The 19,133-nt window shown below is 71.0% G+C and carries 21 protein-coding genes; 1 reads left to right on the forward strand and 20 read right to left on the reverse strand.

Annotated elements, in window-relative coordinates; translation table 11 throughout:
* The 16 genes from GTW43_RS30240 to GTW43_RS30315 form a co-directional block, all read right to left on the reverse strand.
* A partial coding sequence (locus GTW43_RS30240) for an ATP/GTP-binding protein (RefSeq protein WP_161305192.1) occupies positions 1-446 on the reverse strand: 446 nt, incomplete at its 3' end.
* A gap of 34 nt (positions 447-480) precedes the next feature.
* Entirely contained in the window at positions 481-888 is a 408-nt protein-coding gene (locus GTW43_RS30245) for a DUF742 domain-containing protein (RefSeq protein ID WP_161305174.1), read from the reverse strand.
* The gene (locus GTW43_RS30250) at positions 885-1,292 is read right to left on the reverse strand and encodes a roadblock/LC7 domain-containing protein (RefSeq protein WP_161305175.1); all 408 of its coding nucleotides are present in this window, start codon (positions 1,290-1,292) and stop codon (positions 885-887) included. Before GTW43_RS30250 ends, GTW43_RS30245 begins: the two co-directional genes overlap by 4 nt.
* Positions 1,289-2,914, reverse strand: coding sequence for a sensor histidine kinase (locus GTW43_RS30255; protein WP_161305176.1), 1,626 nt, complete (start codon positions 2,912-2,914; stop codon positions 1,289-1,291). The genes GTW43_RS30250 and GTW43_RS30255 overlap by 4 nt, the downstream gene beginning before the upstream one ends.
* A gap of 340 nt (positions 2,915-3,254) precedes the next feature.
* Positions 3,255-6,062 carry a DEAD/DEAH box helicase gene (locus tag GTW43_RS30260; protein WP_202502132.1) on the reverse strand — a complete coding sequence of 936 codons (2,808 nt, stop codon included), beginning with the start codon at positions 6,060-6,062 and terminating at the stop codon, positions 3,255-3,257.
* Positions 6,063-6,105: 43 nt separating this feature from the next.
* Positions 6,106-7,026 carry a diacylglycerol kinase gene (locus tag GTW43_RS30265; protein WP_161305178.1) on the reverse strand — a complete coding sequence of 307 codons (921 nt, stop codon included), beginning with the start codon at positions 7,024-7,026 and terminating at the stop codon, positions 6,106-6,108.
* Positions 7,027-7,068: 42 nt separating this feature from the next.
* Positions 7,069-8,007, reverse strand: coding sequence for a twin-arginine translocase subunit TatC (tatC, locus tag GTW43_RS30270; protein ID WP_202502133.1), 939 nt, complete (start codon positions 8,005-8,007; stop codon positions 7,069-7,071).
* Positions 8,008-8,068: 61 nt separating this feature from the next.
* A complete protein-coding gene (gene tatA, locus GTW43_RS30275; RefSeq protein ID WP_161305179.1) occupies positions 8,069-8,359 on the reverse strand; it encodes a Sec-independent protein translocase subunit TatA in 291 nt (96 codons plus the stop codon).
* A 264-nt stretch (positions 8,360-8,623) separates the two neighbouring features.
* Positions 8,624-8,821, reverse strand: a complete 198-nt coding sequence (locus tag GTW43_RS30280; RefSeq protein WP_161305180.1) for a hypothetical protein — start codon at positions 8,819-8,821, stop codon at positions 8,624-8,626.
* Between the two features lie 9 nt (positions 8,822-8,830).
* Positions 8,831-9,112: a hypothetical protein gene (locus GTW43_RS30285; protein ID WP_202502134.1), complete on the reverse strand. Its 282-nt coding sequence runs from the start codon at positions 9,110-9,112 to the stop codon at positions 8,831-8,833.
* A gap of 91 nt (positions 9,113-9,203) precedes the next feature.
* On the reverse strand, positions 9,204-10,166 hold the full coding sequence (locus GTW43_RS30290; RefSeq protein WP_161305182.1) for a WYL domain-containing protein: 963 nt from the start codon (positions 10,164-10,166) through the stop codon (positions 9,204-9,206).
* Between the two features lie 15 nt (positions 10,167-10,181).
* Positions 10,182-11,135: a WYL domain-containing protein gene (locus GTW43_RS30295; RefSeq protein WP_161305183.1), complete on the reverse strand. Its 954-nt coding sequence runs from the start codon at positions 11,133-11,135 to the stop codon at positions 10,182-10,184.
* A 202-nt stretch (positions 11,136-11,337) separates the two neighbouring features.
* Positions 11,338-11,712 (reverse strand): FKBP-type peptidyl-prolyl cis-trans isomerase, encoded by a 375-nt coding sequence (locus tag GTW43_RS30300; RefSeq protein ID WP_161305184.1) that lies wholly within the window; start codon positions 11,710-11,712, stop codon positions 11,338-11,340.
* A gap of 69 nt (positions 11,713-11,781) precedes the next feature.
* The gene (locus tag GTW43_RS30305) at positions 11,782-12,798 is read right to left on the reverse strand and encodes an FKBP-type peptidyl-prolyl cis-trans isomerase (RefSeq protein ID WP_161305185.1); all 1,017 of its coding nucleotides are present in this window, start codon (positions 12,796-12,798) and stop codon (positions 11,782-11,784) included.
* A gap of 148 nt (positions 12,799-12,946) precedes the next feature.
* A complete protein-coding gene (gene pafA / locus GTW43_RS30310) occupies positions 12,947-14,308 on the reverse strand; it encodes a Pup--protein ligase (RefSeq protein WP_161305186.1) in 1,362 nt (453 codons plus the stop codon).
* 9 nt (positions 14,309-14,317) lie between these two features.
* Positions 14,318-15,577 (reverse strand): MFS transporter, encoded by a 1,260-nt coding sequence (locus tag GTW43_RS30315; protein WP_161305187.1) that lies wholly within the window; start codon positions 15,575-15,577, stop codon positions 14,318-14,320.
* Between the two features lie 117 nt (positions 15,578-15,694).
* Between GTW43_RS30315 and GTW43_RS30320 the strand changes: the two genes are divergently transcribed.
* Positions 15,695-16,732, forward strand: coding sequence for a LacI family DNA-binding transcriptional regulator (locus GTW43_RS30320; RefSeq protein ID WP_161305188.1), 1,038 nt, complete (start codon positions 15,695-15,697; stop codon positions 16,730-16,732).
* Positions 16,733-16,793: 61 nt separating this feature from the next.
* Here GTW43_RS30320 and prcA read toward each other — a convergent pair whose 3' ends face one another.
* From prcA to GTW43_RS30340, 4 genes are all read right to left on the reverse strand, one after another.
* On the reverse strand, positions 16,794-17,606 hold the full coding sequence (gene prcA, locus GTW43_RS30325; RefSeq protein ID WP_161305189.1) for a proteasome subunit alpha: 813 nt from the start codon (positions 17,604-17,606) through the stop codon (positions 16,794-16,796).
* 64 nt (positions 17,607-17,670) lie between these two features.
* Positions 17,671-18,516 carry a proteasome subunit beta gene (gene prcB, locus GTW43_RS30330; protein ID WP_161305190.1) on the reverse strand — a complete coding sequence of 282 codons (846 nt, stop codon included), beginning with the start codon at positions 18,514-18,516 and terminating at the stop codon, positions 17,671-17,673.
* Positions 18,468-18,704, reverse strand: a complete 237-nt coding sequence (locus GTW43_RS30335; RefSeq protein WP_343246164.1) for an endonuclease domain-containing protein — start codon at positions 18,702-18,704, stop codon at positions 18,468-18,470. The genes prcB and GTW43_RS30335 overlap by 49 nt, the downstream gene beginning before the upstream one ends.
* Before the next feature lie 80 nt (positions 18,705-18,784).
* Entirely contained in the window at positions 18,785-19,003 is a 219-nt protein-coding gene (locus GTW43_RS30340; protein WP_161305191.1) for a ubiquitin-like protein Pup, read from the reverse strand.
* Positions 19,004-19,133 lie beyond the last annotated feature (130 nt).

A 19,133-nucleotide genomic window follows, 5' to 3' on the forward strand; every position in this document is an offset into this window, starting at 1 on the left:
TGGCCGTCCGGGAAGGCGTTGTTGGCGATGACGAAGGGCACGCCGCGCTCCTCCAGGCGCCCGATCACGTCGAAGCTGACCTCGAGGCGCCGGGTGTCGATGAGCACGACCGCGCCGAGCGCCCCCTCGAACAGCCCGTTCCACAGGAACCAGAAGCGCTCCTGGCCGGGCGTGCCGAAAAGGTAGAGGACCAGCTCTTCGGTGATGCTGATGCGGCCGAAGTCCATCGCCACCGTGGTGGCGGTCTTGGTCTCCGAGCCGTAGTTGTCGTCGACGCCGATGCCCGCCTGCGTCATGGTCTCTTCGGTGGTGAGCGGCCGGATCTCGCTGACGGAGCCCACCATGGTGGTCTTGCCGACGCCGAAGCCGCCGACGATCACGATCTTGACGGCCGACGTGACCGTCTCGGGCATCCGGTCCTCGGCCCGCGGGCCGGGGAGGTGCATGCTCCCGACGACCGTCTCGGTGCCGGCCGCGCTGTCAGAGCTTCTGTAGTCCATGCATCACCGCTTCGAGGAGGGAACGGTCGGCCACGGCGCCGCGGATGACGGGCGCGCGCGCCTGGACCAGTTCGGCCGCGAGGAGTTCGCCGAGCAGCACGGTGACCACGCTGAACGGCAGACTGAGGTAGGCCGAGATCTCGGCCGTGGACAGGGGTGTCCGGCACATCCGCAGGACGGCGGCCTGTTCGGGCGGCGCCGACGGGGGCGCCTCGGCGCGCGTCACGATCAGGGTGACCAGATCGAGGGTGGCGCGCTCGGAGCCCTCGGTGCCGCCCGTGATCACGTACAGCCGCTCGGGGTCGGGCGCTTTGCCGTCCGGCCCGCCACGGCGCTCACGCCGTGGCGGCTCTTCACGGAAGGGGGGTTCAGGGGGGCGGAGAGTCATACAGTCTGGCCGTTGCGTCGGGGCGGGCTGGTCAGGTGGGCGCCGATCCGGATGACGAGGTCGCGCATCTGGTGGCTGATGAGCCCGGCGTCGACGAACTGGTCGGCGAGGACGGCGAGATAGGCGCCCTTGCCCGCGGCCATCAGGTAGAAGAAGCCGCCGTCGACCTCGATGATGACCATGTTCATCTTGCCGCTGCTGTCGGGGATCTCCGTGGCGACGGCCGAGGCCAGCGACTGGAGTCCCGCGCACGCGGCGGCGATCCGGTCCGCCGCGTCGGGGTCGCCGCCGTACCGGGCGATGCGCAGGCCGTCCGCGGAGAGCACCACCACCTGGCGCACGTTGGGCACGCCGTCGGCGAGCTCCTTGAGCATCCAGTCGAAGTTGGCCCGTTGCTGGATCACTGGCGGTCTCCCTCGTCGACCTGCTGGTTGTAGGCGTCGTCCGGCTTGTCCGCGTCCTCGCCGGCGCCGGGGGCCCCGGGCTTGAGTCCGTTCATGAACGCCTCGACCCACAGGCCGGGTTCGGGCTGTGCGGGCCGCTCGTGCTCCGGCTGCTGCTGCGGCGGGAGCGGCGCCGCGGGCGCCGGGGCGGGTGCCCCGGGCGGCGGGGCGGACAGATCGGGATGGCGGGGCGTGACGATGATCTGGTTGTCGATGACCTTGGTGTCGACCTTGCGCCGTCGCTGCGGGAGCCCGTTGGCCCGCCATTCGGTGACCACGGGGACGTCGTCCTCCATCGCGCTCACGAGCGGGGCGGAGGGGCGCGGTCCCGTGGTGGGGCGACGCGTCTTCTTCAGCCGCGGCTCTTCCTTGACCGGTACGCCGTTGTGGTCGACGCGGGGCACGGCGGTGGCGCCGATGCCGTGGGCCAGGCCGGGCGCGGGCTCGGTGCTCATCATCGCGCGCGGCACGATCAGGACGGCGCGCACGCCGCCGTACGCGGACTGCCGCAGCGAGATCTTCATGTCGTACATGGAGCAGAGCCGGCCGACGATGGCGAGGCCGAGTCGGGGGCTCTCGCCGAGGTCGTTGAGGTCGAAGCCGGCCTGGGCGCGCTCCAGCATGTTCTCGACGCGGGCGCGCTGCTCCTCGCCGAGGCTGACCCCGCCGTCCTCGATCTCGATCGCGATACCGGTCTGCACCTCGACGGCGGTGACGTGCACCCGGGTCTGCGGCGGCGAGTAGCGCGTCGCGTTGTCGAGGAGCTCGGCGCAGGCGTGGATGAGGGGCTCGACGTGGATGCCCTTGATCGCTACGTCGCAGATGGCGTGCAGGTCGATGCGCGGGTACTCGAGGATGCGCGACATGGCGCCGCGCAGCACGCTGTAGAGCTTGACCGGCTTGGGCCACTGGCGGCCGGGCCGGGCGCCGCCGAGGACGGTGACGGAGTCGGCGAGCCGGCCGATCAGGGCGGTGCCGTGGTCGATGCGCAGGAGGTCGTCGAAGACCTCGGGGTTGCGGCCGTGGTCCTCTTCCATCTCGCGCAGTTCCTGGGACTGCTTGTGCACGATGGCCTGGACGCGGCGCGCGACGGAGACGAAGGAGCGCTGGGCGCCGTCCCGCATGGCGGCCTCGCGGTCGATCTCCTTCAGACAGCGGTACAGCAGTTCGCGCTCGCCGCGGGTGACGTCGCGGAACGCGGGCTCGGAGTCGCAGGTGTCGCGGACCGCGTCGCGCGGGTTGGCGCCCTTGCGCATGCGGTAGAGGGCGTGCGGCAGGACTTCCTTGGCGACGCGCAGCGTGAGCTGCTCGTGGGCACCCACCCGCGCCTCGAGCTCGGCGACGTGCTGGGCGTACTGGGCGCGCAGGCCCTGGAGGATGCGGCCGCGCCGGACGGCCTCGGCCGCGACGGCGACGACGAGCAGCGTGCCGAGCACACCGCACAGGGCGACCGCGAGGCGGGCGGGCTGTGTGACGACGGCGACGGCCGCTCCCGTGGCGGCGGCCATGACCATGGCGGGGAGCAACAGCACGCGCGTGTAGGGGACTTCTCGGCCACCGGGAGGCGATTGAACACTCACCATGTATGCCCTCTAAGACAATCGGGTCGGGGATTTCGCGGAGGTTCGGCGCACTTTGCACGGGGGATCAACGCGAACCATCTGCGCACAGGGGAACAAGCGCCCGAATCCATCTCAACTCGGTGCGCCGCGGGCGAGCTTAGTCCGACCGGATCATCGCCGAGTCATATTCATCAAGGCCCTGCACGGACCCCTGCGGCAGGCATACACTCGCTCCCATTTGCACGCTCAGCTCCCGTACGAACGCGTGGAGTGATCACGTCCGGGTGTGCGATTCCCGGTGTCCGGCGGGCATGCGAAAGGGCGCCGCCCGGAGGACGGCGCCCTGGTGACGAGGCGTCGGCTAGCCGACGGAGGAGTACGCGACGACGCCGCGCAGCAGTCCGTCCACGGCCTTGCGCGCGTTCTTCGCGACCGTCGAGCCCTCGGTCGGGGCGGCCGCGGCGATCTGCCCGAGCACGTCGATGACCTGCTTGCACCAGCGCACGAAGTCGCCCGCCGGCATCTCCGCCTCGCGCAGCACCTCGTCGAGCCCCTTGCCGGAGGCCCACTGGTACGCGGCCCAGGCGAAGCCGAGATCGGGCTCGCGCTGCCCGACGCCCTCGGTCTGGCTGATCCGGAAGTCCTCCTCCAGCGCGTCGAGCCGGCCCCACGTGCGGACCATCTCGCCGAGCGCGGCCTTGGCCCGGCCCGCGGGCAGCTTCGGGGCGAGCGCGTCGTCGCCGACCCGCGCCTCGAAGACCAACGCCGAGACGCACGCTGCCAGTTCGGCCGGGTCCAGGCCCTCCCAGACGCCGTCGCGCAGGCACTCGCTGGCCAGCAGGTCCAGCTCGCCGTAGAGCCGGGCCAGCCGCTTGCCGTGCTCGGTGACCTCGTCCCCGCGCAGGTAGTCCATCTCGGTCAGCAGCTTGACGATGCGGTCGAAGGTGCGGGCGATCGTGTTCGTCCGGCCCTCGATGCGGCGCTCCAGCTGTGCCGTGTCGCGCTTGAGCCGGTGATAGCGCTCGGCCCAGCGGGCGTGGTCCTCGCGCTCGGCGCAGCCGTGGCAGGGGTGGGCGCGCAGCTCGGCGCGCAGGCGGGCGATCTCGCGGTCGTCCGCCGCCGGGGCACGGCCCTTCTTGTGCCGGTCGGGCACGATGTGGCCGGCCTTCGTGCGCAGCGCCGAGGCGAGGTCGCGCCGGGACTGCGGCGAGCGTGCGTTGAACGACTTGGGGATGCGCATGCGCTCCAGCGCCTCGACGGGCACCGGGAAGTCGATCGACGCGAGCCGCTTGACCTGCCGCTCGGCGGTGAGCACCAGCGGGCGGGGGCCGTCGTGGGACTCGAAGCCGCGGTGCCCGTTGGACCTCCCCGCGGGCAGTCCGGGGTCGAGCACGAGCGCGAGACCCGCGAACTTGCCGGTCGGCACGTGGATCACGTCGCCCGGCTTGAGCTTCTCCAGCGCGGCGGCGGCCTGGACGCGGCGCTGGGCCGCGCCCTGCTTGGCCAGCTCCGTCTCGCGGTCCTTGAGCTCACGGCGCAGGCGCGCGTACGCGTCGAAGTCCCCGAGGTGGCAGGTCATGGACTGCCGGTAGCCCTCCAGCCCCTCCTCGTTCTTCTGGACCTGGCGGGAGATGCCGACGACCGACCGGTCCGCCTGGAACTGGGCGAACGAGGTCTCCAGGAGCTCGCGCGAGCGGTGCCGGCCGAACTGCTCGACCAGGTTCACCGCCATGTTGTACGACGGCTTGAAGCTGGAGCGCAGCGGATACGTGCGGGTGCCCGCCAGCCCGGCCAGGTGCTCCGGGCTGAAGCCGCGCTGCCACAGCACGACGGCGTGGCCCTCGACATCGATGCCACGACGGCCGGCCCGGCCGGTCAGCTGCGTGTACTCACCGGGGGTGATGTCGGCGTGCTGCTCCCCGTTCCACTTGACGAGCTTCTCCAGGACGACCGAGCGGGCCGGCATGTTGATCCCGAGGGCCAGGGTCTCCGTCGCGAAGACCGCCTTGACCAGGCCCTTCACGAAGAGCTCCTCGACGACCTCCTTGAAGGTCGGCAGCATGCCCGCGTGGTGGGCGGCGATGCCGCGCTCCAGGCCCTCGAGCCACTCGTAGTACCCGAGGACGTGCAGGTCCTCGTCGGGGATCGACGCCGTGCGCTCCTCGACGATCGAGCGGACCGTGGCCCGCGCCTCCTCGTCGTTGAGCCGCAGGCCCGCGTACAGGCACTGCTGGACGGCGGCCTCGCACGCGGCGCGGCTGAAGATGAAGGTGATCGCGGGCAGCAGCCCCTCGGCGTCCAGCCGGTCGATGACCTCGGGGCGGCCCGGCGTCCAGATCCGGGAGCGCCTGCGCCGCTCCCGCTCGCGGTCCGCCTCGCGCAGGGAGCGCCCGCGCCGCCGGTCCTGGTAGGAGGGGCGGCTCGCCTCCATGCGCGCCATCCGCGTCAGGTCCGGATTGACCGCCTTCTTGTGGCCCTCGCCCTCCTCGAAGAGGTCGTACATCCGGCGCCCGGCGAGCACGTGCTGGAACAGCGGGACCGGCCGGTGCTCGGAGACGATCACCTGCGTGTCGCCGCGCACCGTGTCGAGCCAGTCGCCGAACTCCTCCGCGTTGGACACCGTGGCCGACAGGGAGACGAGCGTGACCGACTCCTGGAGGTGGATGATCACCTCTTCCCAGACGGCGCCGCGGAAGCGGTCGGACAGGTAGTGCACCTCGTCCATGACCACGTACCCGAGGCCCAGCAGCGCGCGGGAGCCCGCGTACAGCATGTTCCTCAGGACCTCGGTGGTCATGACGACGATCGGTGCGTCGCTGTTCACACTGTTGTCGCCGGTCAGCAGGCCGACCTTGTCGGAGCCGTACCGCTTGGCGAGGTCCTGGTACTTCTGGTTCGACAGCGCCTTGATGGGTGTCGTGTAGAAGCACTTCTTGCCCTGGAGCAGGGCGAGGTGCACGGCGAACTCGCCGACGATCGTCTTGCCGGAGCCGGTGGGCGCCGCCACCAGGACGCCCTTGCCGTCCTCCAGCGCCTGGCAGGCCTCGATCTGAAAGGGGTCGAGACCGAAGTCGTACATCTCGCGGAAGGACGCGAGCGCGGTGGCCTGCTCGGCGGCCCGCTTACGGGATGCCGCGTACCGCTCGGCCGGTGAGAGGTCCTCTGTCATCGTGCGTTCGAGCCTACCGGCCGTCACTGACATCGGACGATCATTATCCGGCAAGGCCTTCCCCGGCGGCTGTCCGCCCGGTGAGCACCCGCACCGCGCCCGGCACGCACTCGGCGGCCAGCGGCAGCGCCCCGACCGGCTCTCCGTCCGCGTACGCGGTGACGTCCGGGGCCGCGAGCTCGACGCGGCGCGCGCGGTACACGCTGACCGCGGGATGGCTCAGGTGGGTGCCCTTGTACACGCGCGGGAACACGCGCAGCAGCGTGGCGCGCGAGCAGTCGCCGACGACGGTCACGTCGAAGAGTCCGTCGTCCTGCCGGGCGTCGGCGCACATCAGCATGCCGCCCCCGTAGGAGGTGCCGTTGCCGACGGCGACCAGGGTGGCGGGGATCTCGCGCACCGCGCCGTCGTCGAGGGTGAGGCGGAAGGGGACCGGCTTGAAGGCGGCCAGTTCCAGGGCGATCGCCAGGTCGTACTTGAAGCGGCCGAGCGGCAGCCGCATCCGGTTGCCGCGGTCGTTCACCCGGGAGTCGAAGCCGCACGCGAGCACGGTGCCGAACCAGTGGCCGCCGATCCGCCCCAGGTCGATCTCGCGGACGCCGCCGTCCTTGAGCGCCCCCGCGACGAGCGTCCCGGCAGCGGCCGGGTCGCGGACCGGCAGACCGAGGCAGCGCGCGAAGTCGTTGCCGGTGCCGACCGCGATCACACCGAGCGGGGTGTCGGTGCCGGCGACCGCCTGGAGCGCGAGGTTCACGAGCCCGTCCCCGCCGACGGCGATCAGGGCACCGGTGCCCTCCGCGACCGCGGCCCGCGCGCGGACCAGGGCGTCGTCGGCGTCCTCCCCGATGACCGTGCGCACGGAGAACCCGGCCGCCCGCAGAGCCGAAGCGGCCGGCTGCGCAGCGTGTGCGCCCCGGCCGCGTCCCGCGGTGGGATTGACGAAGAGGGTGATGTCGCAGCTCACGGCCGGACCATAACAAGACCCCGCCCGCGAACTGCAGTTACCTCAGGTCACATCGTCGTAACCGTTGATCCGGTCCTGGTCGCCGGTGGACTGCTCGGGCAGCGGGGCCCGGCTCGCGCTGACGCTCTCGGGCGTCAGATCCAGGTCGGAGGCCTCGTCGTCGTCGAGGTCCGCGTCCGGGTTGTTGCGCCGCCTGCGCTTGTCGTTGAGCAGCGAGAAGACGGTCGCCGCGAAGTACAGCACCCAGATCGGCGCGGCCAGCGCCAGCATGGACAGCGGGTCCGTGCTCGGCGTGGCGATCGCCGCGAAGACCGTGATGCCCATGATCATCGCCCGCCACCAGCCGAGCATGCGCTTGCCGGTGATCGCCCCGATGAGGTTGAGGAAGACCAGCAGCAGCGGCAGCTCGAAGGAGAGTCCGAAGACGATGACCATGCGCGTCACGAGATCGAGCAGGTCGTCGAGGGGCAGCAGGTTGGACGCGTTGCCCGGGGTGAAGCCGATCAGGACCTTCGCCGTGGTGGGCAGCACCGCGTACGCGAAGTAGGCGCCGGCCAGGAAGAGCGGCACGCCGGTGCCCACGAAGCCGTAGGCGTACTTCTTCTCGTGCCGGTGCAGTCCGGGCGCGATGAAGCCCCACAGCTGGTAGAGCCAGACCGGCGAGGCGAACACGATGCCCGCCATCAGCGAGATCTTCAGGGCCAGCGTGAAGGGTGCCAGCAGACCGTTGATGGTGATGGCCGCGCACGGTTCCTTCTTCACCTGGGCCAGCTGCGAGAACGTCTGGTCACAGCCGACCGAGTCGAGGATCGGCTTGGTGATCAGATCGATGATGTCGTTGTAGAAGAACGCAGCGACGATCGTGATGGCGACAACGGCGAGCAGCGCCTTCGCCAGCCGATTACGAAGCTCTCGCAGGTGATCCGAGAGCGGCATCCGGCCCTCGGGGTCCTTCTCCTGCTTGCGGGCAGTCTTGAGCAACCCACGTCCTCATCTCGTGCGGCAGGCCGCCGAGACGGGGCGGCCTTGGGTCAGCTCTTGATCAGCTCTTCGTCGTGTTCGTCGGCTCGGTCACCGGGCGCGAGCTGGTCACGTCACCGGGGGCGGCCTGGATCGTCCGCGGCGCCTGACCCGACTCGTCCTGGGCGGGCGGGTCGGCCGGAGCGGCGGCGTTGTTGTTGCCCTCGCTCTTCATCGCCTTGGCCTCGCTCTTGAGGATGCGGGCCGACTTGCCCAGCGAGCGCGCCATGTCCGGAAGCTTCTTCGCGCCGAACAGCAGGATGATCACGACGAGGATCAGGATGATCTCGGGTGCGCCGAGCTTTCCGAACATACTGATTACCTTCTCACTGAGGCGGCAGGGGCGGGTCTGCCGGTACCGGCCGGACTTCGGACTGTTGTCCGACCACCGTGCTGGCAGCGATCGTATCCCGCGGGGGTGAACACGGGGCAATCCCCGTGCGTACTCCCGCTTGCGGCCCGCGCCTCACTCCCGGGCCGCGTACAGGAGCGTACCCGGCGAACCCGGCAGACCGACAGGCCGCGGCGGTAAAGCGCTTTCCATGGTCATCGGGCGCCCACCGGGTCCGACACGCCGTCAGACGGCGTCGCCACCGGCCTTCGCGACGCCCACTGCGGCCCGCTCCAGCTCCTCCGCGGCGCGATTGATCCGCTGTGTCGTGTCGGCGACCTGCCGGCTCAGCCGCTGCGCCTCGACGAACACCCTGATCGCGAGGACCGCCAGGACGGCGAGTCCCACGAACCCCACGGCCACCGCCAGCATCGCCCAGAACATGCGCCGAGCCTAGACGGTCTGGTGGAGGCGCAGCGTGCGGACCCCGCCGTCGGTGAGGAGTTCGACGATGCGCTCGCCGGCCGGCTTGCGCACCGAGGTCGTGCACTCGGGGCAGGTGAAGGAGTAGAAGGTGGTGCGGCGGCTGCCGCCGATCACCAGGCGGAGCGCGGACGCGGCGAGTTCGAACCCGGCCCGGCAGTGCGGGCAGGCGGCCCGGAAGACGACGGGGGCGGCGATCCCCGCCATCGCGGCTATTCCGGAGACGCCCGTCAGCCCGGTCGCTCCCGCCATGTCGGCCACCTCACGCCCTTCTCGTCCGTCTTCGCCCTGAACCGCACCTGATGCGGCGAACATCACATGTGCGCGCGTGATCCCGCGCGCGTCATCTCTCGTACGCGGCGAGCGCCTCGCGTGCCGCATCGCGCGCGCTGTCGGCGAGGTCGGCCGGCGCCTCGATGTGCCCGTCCCGGCCGAGCCGCAGCGCGAGCCGCCGCAGCGAGGACGGGTCGGGAGTGCGCAGCGTGATCCGCAGGCCTCCGTCGGGCAGCTCCTCGGCGCTGTCGTGCGGGTAGTACTCGGCGACCCAGCGCCCGCCGGGCCCGACCTCGACGACGACCTCGGGGTCCTCGGCCGCGGGCTGCACGAGCGCCTCGGACAGGTCGCGCAGCTCGACCTCGGGCGGCGCGGCCGCCTCGTCCATGACCCGGATCTCGGCGACCCGGTCCAGCCGGAACGTGCGGCGCGCCTCGGAGCGGCGGCACCAGGCCTCGACATAGGTGTGGCCGATGCTGACGAGCCGGATCGGGTCGATCTCGCGCTCGGTGACCTCGTCGCGCGCGGGCGAGTAGTAGCGGATCCAGAGCCGGCGCCGCTCGGAGATCGCCCGGTCGACGTCGGCGAAGACGCCGCCCTCGGACTCGAAGGTCACGTTCAGCCGGGCGCTGGCGCTCGCGACCTCGCCGGCCGCGGTCTCGAGCTTCGCCGTCGCCCGCAGCAGCGCGAGCCGGTCGCTCTCGCGCAGGCCCGGCAGGGTCGCCACCGCGCGCGCGGCGACGAGGAGCGCGGTCGCCTCGTCGGCGGCCAGGCGCAGCGGCTCGGCCGCCTCCGCGGAGAGCGCGGCCGGGTTGTGCCACCAGATGCGGTCGCCGTCGGTGTCGATGTCGAGGAGGTCGCCGCCGCGGAAGCTGGTGCCGCACAGGGGCAGCACGTCCAGGTCGGCGATCAGCTCGTCCTCGGTGATGCCGAAGGCCCGCGCGACGTCGCTGACGTGCGCGCCGGGACGCTCACGCAGATACGTCACCAGGGACAGCATCCGCCGGGTCTGGTCGATGGCGTTGGCAGCCATGTCTGTCGCTCCCCCTCAGCCCTTGGCCACGGCGCGCAGCCGGTCCACGACGTCGGCCCGCAGCTCGGCGGGCTCGAGGACGACCACGTCGGGGCCGAACTCCACGAGCCAGGCGTCCAGTCCGTGCCCGTACGGGATCTCGACCTCGTCCCAGCCGTCGCCCAGGTCGCGCACCGCGGCGGCGCGCGAGCGCAGCGGGTAGCCGGCGCCGGCCCGCAGCCGGATCAGGGCCGAGCGGTCGGCGGTCTCCCCCGCCCAGCTCGCGACGGTCTCGCGCACGGTCACGACGTCGGGCACGGTCGCCTTGAAGCGGCCGGCGCGCGAGCGGACCTTGCCGGTGATGCGGGAGAGCCGGAAGACGCGCTCGGCCTCCCGGTCACGGTCCCAGCCGGCCAGGTACCAGTGGCCGCGCCAGCACTCCAGGGCCCAAGGTTCGACCTGGCGCTGCTCGGGGCGCGCCGCGTTGGCCTTGCGGTAGTCGAAGACGACGGGGCGGCGGTCGCGGCAGGCCAGCATCAGCGGTTCGAAGGACGCCTCGCGCACGGGGATGCGGGGTTCGAGCGCACCGTGCGGCTCGTACGGGTCGACGTCCTCGGGCATGCCGGCCGCGCGCAGCTTCTGCAGGGCGCCGCTGGCGGCGCCGGCGAGGCGGGCCTGCTGCCAGACCTTGGCGGCGAGGCCGAGTGCCGCGGCCTCCTCGGCGTCGAGGGTGACGGGCGGCAGCCGGTTGCTGTCGCGGCGGGCCTGGTAGCCGACGTCTCCGTCCAGGTTCTCCACGGTCTCGATGACCAGACCCAGCTCGCGCAGATCGTCCTTGTCCCGCTCGAACATGCGGTTGAACGAGTCGTCGCTGCCCGCCTCCAGGTAGGCCTCGATGGAACCCCGCAGCTCCCGCTTGCTGAGCGGACGGCGCGTCCCGAGCAGACACAGCGCCAGATTCATCAGCCGCTCGGCCTTGGCAATGGCCATCGACGCCCTTTCTTCCCCGGAGGCTCCCCGCGCGCTCCCTCGGTGTCGTCGACCGTACCGCCCCGGGGTGTCGCGGCAAAAGCCAGGGGCAAAGCACCGGCAGAGCGGACGAGAGCGCACGGAACGCCGGAAGGGCCCGTGCCGTTCGGCACGGGCCCTTCCGCGGCCGCTCGGGCCGCCGTCCTGCGGGGGCTGCTGCTGCTCAGACCGCGACGAGGTCGCAGACGAAGATCAGCGTCTCGCCCGGGGCGATGCGGCCGCCACCGGCGCCGCGCTCGCCGTACGCGAGGTGCGACGGGATCGTCAGCTCACGACGGCCGCCGACCTTCATGCCCTGCACGCCCTGGTCCCAGCCCGCGATGACCTGGCCGGCACCGAGCTGGAACTCCAGCGGGTTGCCGCGGTTCCAGGAGGCGTCGAACTCCTCGCCGGTGGAGAAGGCCACGCCCACGTAGTGGACCTTGACGAAGTCGCCGGCCTTGGCCACGGCGCCGTCGCCCTCCCAGATGTCCTTGATCTGGAGGTCCGCCGGCGGCTCGCCGACCGGGAAGTCGACCTCGGGCTTGTCGATGCTCACGTGAAGTGCTCCTGCTGGTTGGCTGTCGGACAACCGGGACAGTCTGCCACTCCCCGGCGTCCGCGCGGGTCAGTGGGCGGCGAGGATGTCCACGACGAAGACGAGCGTGGAGTTGGCCGGGAGGGTCTTGCCCTGGTCCTTGTCGCCGTAGGCCTGCTCCGGCGGGATCACCAGCAGGACGCGGTCACCGACGTGCTTGCCGACGATGCCCTTGTCCCAGCCCGGGATGACCTGACCCTGGCCGATGACCGTGGAGAACGGCTGGCCGCCGCGCTTCCAGGAGGAGTCGAACAGCTCGGCCTTGTCCTTGCCCTCGTTGAGCTTCCAGGCCGCGCCGCTGTACTGCATGCTGACCGTCTGGCCGTTCTTGACCTCGGCGCCCTTGCCCTTGATCAGCACCTGGTCGACGAGCTTCTTCGGCGGGTCGCTCTTCGGGACGGAGATCGTCGCCGGGGCCTCCTCGTCCGCCTTGATCTGCGGCAGGTCGGACGGGATCGCGGCCTGCTTGCCCTCGACCTTCTTCGGGACGACCTTGCCGACGTCCACGGCGAAGACCAGCGTGTCGGTGCCGGCGACGCCCGCCTGCGGGTTGCCCTGGCTGCCGAAGCCGGCCGCCGGCGGTGCCACGACGAGCACCCGGCTGCCCTCCTTCTGCCCCACCACGGCCTGCGCGAACGCGGGCAGCTGGCCCTCCGCACCGGCGGTCACCATCTGGTCACCGCCGCCCTGCTTGCCGTACGTGGTGCCGAGGTCCTTGCCGCCCTTCCAGACCTTGCCCGTGAAGTTCATGGTCACCAGGTCGTTCTTCTTGACCTCGGCGCCGTCGCCCTCGGACAGCGTGTGCACGACGAACTTGCCGCTCGGGTCGCCCTTGGGCACCGTGATCGAGGCCTTCTTGCCGGGGTCTCCGGCGACCTTCGGCATCGGGGCGGCCGTGTCGACCGCCTTGGGGACCTCCGCCGACTTCGGCGCCGTCGAGGAGTCCGCCTTGTCCGCAGAATCCTTCTTGCCGTCGTCGCTCCCGCAGGCCGCCGCGGTCAGCGCCAGTGCCGGCACGATCAGTAGAGCTGCAAGTCGCCGTCGCACAGTGATCCTCAAGTCGCTCGAATACGGTCCGGCCACTCTAGGCCCTTCCGCAACTGTGCCACGGGCAGCGCAAGGGCCCCGTACGAATGATTCGCACGGGGCCCCTCGCCGGACGGTCCGAACGCTTCTGCGGGCGTCCCGGCCGGTGCTACATACCGGCGATCAGCTTCTCCACCCGGTCGTCCACACTGCGGAACGGGTCCTTGCAGAGCACGGTGCGCTGCGCCTGGTCGTTCAACTTGAGGTGGACCCAGTCCACCGTGAAGTCACGGCGCTGTTCCTGGGCCCTGCGGATGAAGTCGCCGCGCAGCCTCGCACGCGTGGTCTGCGGCGGCACGGACTTGCCCTCGAAGATCTTCAGGTCGTTGCAGATCCGCGTGGCCTGGCCCTTCTTCTCCAGGAGGTAGTAGAGGCCACGACGCCGGTGGATGTCGTGGTAGGCGAGGTCTATCTGCGCGACCCGCGGGTGGGACATGGTCATGTTGTGCTTGGCCCGGTACCGCTCGATGAGCTTGTACTTCATGACCCAGTCGATCTCGGTGCCGATCCGGTCGAGGTCCTCCTCCTCGATCGCGTCCAGCGTGCGGCCCCACAGCTCGAGGACCTGCTCAACCGTGCCGGTGCGGATGCCCCGGCGCTCGCAGAAGTCCACGGCCTTCTCGTAGTACTCGCGCTGGACCTCCAGGGCGGAGGCCTCGCGACCGCTGGCCAGGCGGACCTTGCGGCGGCCGGTGATGTCGTGGCTGACCTCGCGGATCGCCCGGATCGGGTTCTCCAGGGTCAGGTCGCGCATCACCGTGCCCGCCTCGATCATGCGCAGCACGAGGTCGGTGGCGCCGACCTTGAGCAGCATGGTCGTCTCGGACATGTTCGAGTCGCCGACGATGACGTGCAGCCTGCGGTAGCGCTCCGCGTCGGCGTGCGGCTCGTCCCGGGTGTTGATGATCGGCCGGGAGCGGGTCGTCGCGGAACTGACGCCCTCCCAGATGTGCTCGGCGCGCTGGCTCACGCAGTACACGGCGCCGCGCGGGGTCTGCAGCACCTTGCCCGCGCCGCACAGCAGCTGACGGGTGACCAGGAAGGGGATGAGAATGTCCGCGAGTCGCGAGAACTCCCCGTGCCGCGCCACCAGGTAATTCTCGTGGCAGCCGTAGGAGTTTCCCGCCGAGTCGGTGTTGTTCTTGAACAGATAGACGTCGCCTGCGATGCCCTCCTCGTGCAGGCGGCGTTCGGCGTCGACGAGCAGGCCTTCCAGAATGCGCTCGCCCGCTTTGTCGTGGGTGACCAGCTCGGTCACGTTGTCGCATTCAGGTGTTGCGTATTCCGGATGCGAACCCACGTCCAGATAGAGGCGAGCGCCGTTCCGCAGAAAGACATTGCTGCTGCGGCCCCATGACACGACACGGCGGAAGAGGTACCGCGCCACCTCGTCAGGAGACAGGCGGCGCTGTCCCCTGAACGTGCATGTGACGCCGTACTCGTTCTCCAGCCCGAAAATGCGGCGGTCCATGACTGAACATTACGCCCGATCACCCGAGCTGAAACGGGGTTCGACAGCACGGTTCGGATCATTTTCCGATGAGAGGGCGACACGCCCGGACGCGTGCGGTGGCCCGAGGACCCGCCCGGTGGCCAGCAGCACGACCAGCGCGACCGCGCCCGTCGCGGCCGGCACGACGAAACCCGCGCGCGTACCGCCCCACTCCACGACCGGGCCGGCGACCGCCGTGCCCACGCTGCCGCCGACCGTGAACGTCGTCACGAGCCAGGAGAACGCCTCCGTCACGGTGCCCTGCGGGGCGTGCCGGTCCACGACGATGAACGCACAGGCGATGCACGGCGCGAGGAACACACCGGCGAGCGCCGAGAGCGCCACCATGGCCACCGGACCGGGCATCAGCGCCAACGGCGCGTAGAACAGCGCGAGGAGCGCCACCAGCCCCCGAAGTCGCCGCTCGGGGGCGCCACTCCACTGCCGCGCGCCGTAGACGGTGCCGCCCACCAGTGCGCCGAGCCCGAGTGCGGCCATCATCCAGCCGTAGACCGCGTCGCCGCCGTGCTCGTCCCCGTAGGAGACGCCGGCGACCGTGATCGAGCCGAGCGCGAGGCCGACGAACAGGAACGCCGACAGGAGCGCGAGCAGGCCCGGGGAGCGCAGCGCACCGAGCCAGTGGGCCTCGCGGGGCGCGGAGCGCCACGTGCGCGAGGGTGCGGACATGACCACCGACAGGGCGCCGAGCACCCCGACGACGTTGAGGACCACCAGGGCCGCCTGCGCCGACCACAGGGACACGCACACGGTCACCAGGAGCGGTCCGACGGTGAACATGACCTCCTGGGCGATGGCGTCCATCGCGTAGGCGACGTGCACCTGGTCGGCGCGCGGCAGCACGCTCGGCCACAGGGCGCGCAGTCCGCCCTCCAGCGGCGGTGTGCACAGTCCGGCGGCCGCCACCGCGGCGTACGCCGCCACGAGCGACCCGGTGCCCACCAGCGCGAAGGCCGTCATCGCCAGCGCGGACAGGACCGCCGCGGGCAGCTGGACGCGCGGCTGTCCGCGCAGGTCGACCAGGCGCCCGAGCAGGGGCTGCCCGACCGCGTTCGCCACGCCGTACACCGCGGCCAGCGCACCCGCGAGGCTGTAGGTGCCGCCTTCGTCCCGGACGAACAGGACGATGGCGATCGCCGCCGTCGCGTTCGGCAGCCGGCCCACCAGCGTGCCCGACAACAGCCTCATCGCGTGCCGCGCCCTGAGGATCTCCGCGTACCCCGCGGCCATCGACCCGCCCCCTCACGTTTTACGTATAACGTCGCGTCGTCATACGTACCACGCGCCCGCCCCCGACAGCCACCCGATACCGTCGGGCACCGGAGCAGGAACGACACGGAGGCACCAGTGACCAGCGGCACCGACGGCACGGCGGCCACCCGCCCCACCAGCCGGGACGTGGCCCGCGCGGCGGGCGTCTCGCAGGCCGCCGTCTCCCTCGTCATGGGCGACAAATGGCGCGGCCGCGTCGCCCCCGCCACCGCGGAGCGCGTCCGGGACGCCGCCCGCCGGCTCGGTTACCGGCCCAACCTCGCCGCCCGCAACCTGCGGCTCGGCCGCACCCGCACGGCCCTGCTCGTCGTCCCCGCGCTCACCAACGAGTTCTTCGCCGGCGTCTACACGGGCGCGGCCCGCGTCGCCGCCGCGCACGACTTCGGGGTGGTGCTCTACCCCTCGCCCGAGGGAACCGGGCCCGCCCGCGACCCCTTCCCCTCCTCGCGCGCGGCCCTCGACGGCATCCTGGCCTCCTCCATGGCGGCCGACGCCGTCACCACCCTGCGCGGTGACGATCTGCCGCTGGTCATGCTCGACAGCGACCCCGGCGATCCGGCCACCACCACCGTCAACCTCGACCTCACCGACGGCGTGCGCCAGCTCACCGACCACCTCCTGGGCCTCGGCCACCGCGACTTCCTGCACCTCGCCTCGGCCGTCGACTCCTGGACGTTCGACGAGCGCGCCCGCGAACTGTCCGCCCGCACCCGCGGCCGGCCCGGCACCACCCTGCGCACCGTCCGCTGCCCGCTCACCGTCGAGGACGCCCAGCACGCCACCGACCGCGCCCTGCGCACCAGCGGCCTCACACCACCCACGGCGATCGTCTGCGACGACGACAAACTCGCCGCCGGGGCCTACAAGGCCGCCCGTCGAGCGGGTCTGCGCATCCCCGACGACCTCTCGGTCACCGGCTTCGACGACCTCTCGCTCGCCACCGCCCTCGAACCCGAACTCACCACGGTGCGGCTGCCCGCCGAGGAGTTCGGCGCCCGCGGCATGGCCGCCCTCCTCGCCGTCCTCGACCGGCGCACCCCGGACACCTCCGCGCTGCCGGTCCGCCTCGTCGTCCGCGGCTCCACCGCGCCACCACCGCGCACGGCCCCCTGACACAGGTGTGCCCCGACCGGTCCACGACCGGCCGGGGCACACCCACGGACCACTCCTCCGACTACTCCGCCGCGCCGGACCCGTCGTCGGAACCGGCTTCCGCGTCACGGTCGCTGTCGGAGGACGTGTCGTCGGACACCGCCTCGGACGCCGCCCGTGACACCTCGGCCGCGCCCTCCGCGGTGAGCAGCCGCTCCAGCTGCCGTCCGGCGATCCGCTTGAACTTCCGCTGCTGCGGCCGTGTCCGGTCCAGGACCGCCACCTCGAGACGCTCGGCGGGGATCTCCCGCTCGCTCCCGTTGGTGTCCCGCGACAGCGCCTGCACCGCGAGCTTCAGCGCCTCGGACAGCGACATGCCGTCCTGGTGCCGCTGGTCGAGGAAGCTGCTGATCTGCTCCGCGTTGCCACCGACCGCCACCGAGCCGTGCTCGTCGACGATCGAACCGTCATGCGGCAGCCGGTAGATCTGGTCCCCCTCGGCGGACTCCCCCACCTCGGCGACGACCAGCTCCACCTCGTACGGCTTCTCGCCCGCGCTGGAGAAGATGGTGCCCAGCGTCTGCGCGTACACGTTGGCCAGACCACGCGCCGTCACATCGTCGCGGTCGTAGGTGTATCCGCGCAGATCCGCGTAGCGGACGCCGCCGATCCGGAGGTTCTCGTACTCGTTGTACTTGCCGGCGGCCGCGAAGCCGATCCGGTCGTAGATCTCGCTGAACTTGTGCAGGGCTCGGGACGGGTTCTCGCCGACGAACACGATGCCATCGGCATACTGCAGCACGACCAGGCTGCGACCACGTGCGATGCCCTTGCGCGCGTACTCCGCGCGGTCGGCCATCGCCTGCTGGGGAGAGACATAGAACGGCGTCGACACCGGCTATCCGTCCCTTTCTGTCAGTGACTCGGTGAACTGGGCGACCCGGCGGACCGGGCAGGACTCACAGCAGTGCGGCCCGCGGGCCGTCCGGCTGCTCCAGACGCCGCTCAAGGATCGAGCGGGCGATCGCGGACGACTCGTCCTCCGCCAGCCGACGGAATCCGTCCTCCGTGATCACCGTGACGATCGGGAAGATCCGGCGGGCCATGTCAGGACCGCCCGTCGCCGAGTCGTCGTCGGCCGCGTCGTACAGGGCCTGCACGACCAGGGTCGTCGCCTGCTCCTCCGTCAGGTCGTCGCGGTAGAGCTTCTTCATCGCCCCGCGTGCGAACACCGAACCGGACCCGGTCGCGGCGTACCCGTGCTCCTCGCTGCGGCCGCCCGTCACGTCGTACGAGAAGATGCGCCCCTTCGCACGGTCGACGTCGAACCCGGCGAACAGCGGCACGACCGCGAGGCCCTGCATCGCCATGCCCAGGTTCGACCGGATCATCGTGGAGAGCCGGTTCGCCTTGCCCTCCAGGGAGAGCTGGGCGCCCTCGACCTTCTCGAAGTGCTCGAGCTCGAGCTGGAAGAGCTTCACCATCTCCACCGCGAGGCCCGCGGTGCCGGCGATGCCGACGGCCGAGTACTCGTCCGCCGGGAAGACCTTCTCGATGTCGCGCTGCGCGATCACATTGCCCATCGTGGCGCGACGGTCACCGGCGAGCACGACGCCGCCGGGGAAGGTCACGGACACGATCGTCGTGCCGTGCGGGGCCTCGATGACGCCCTGGGTGGGCGGCAACTGCCGGTTCCCCGGCAGCATTTCGGGCTGGTGCTCGGCCAGGAAGTCCATGAAGGAGGACGAACCGGGTGTCAGGAAGGCAGCCGGTAGACGCCCGGTGCCACGAGAATTGGCTTCCACGCGTTTCCTTCCAGGTAGTCGGCGGCTCGACGGTTGATGTCGGGATCGTCCCCCAACTTGCCGATGGCCGAATTGCAGTTGAAGCACAGTACGTCACGGACCCTACCCGTCCGTCGGCCGTGATCCACATGTGCGGCCGAGGGAGTACGGAGGGTGCGGTGTGCGGCGCGGCAGAGGCCGCGCCGCACATCGGCACATCATCCGGGGGTCACTCGGCACAGAATCCATTCAGCAGCCGCACGGCCTTCGATTCGAAGGCAGAGCGCGCCTACTGGCCACCCTTTTGAACGAAGCTTCGCACGAAGTCCTCGGCATTCTCCTCGAGCACGTCGTCGATCTCGTCCAGAACCGAGTCGACGTCGTCGCTCAGCTTCTCCTGGCGCTCCTTCAGGTCCTCGGAGGCCTCGGCGTCCTGGGTCTGCTCCTCGACCTCCTCCGTGGAACGCGTCGCCTTCTGCTGCCCGCCGCCGGTGTCCTTGGTTGCCATGTCCAGCTCACCCCGCTCGGTTCGAGATACAGCTCGTTCGTGATGATCAGACCCTACAAGTCCGGTCCGACATCGGCCCCGCAGTTGTTCAACGTACGGGGCCCACCTCTGTGATTCCCCTGCGCCCGGA

This window comes from Streptomyces sp. SID5785 (genome assembly GCF_009870065.1).
Lineage (GTDB): Bacteria > Actinomycetota > Actinomycetes > Streptomycetales > Streptomycetaceae > Streptomyces.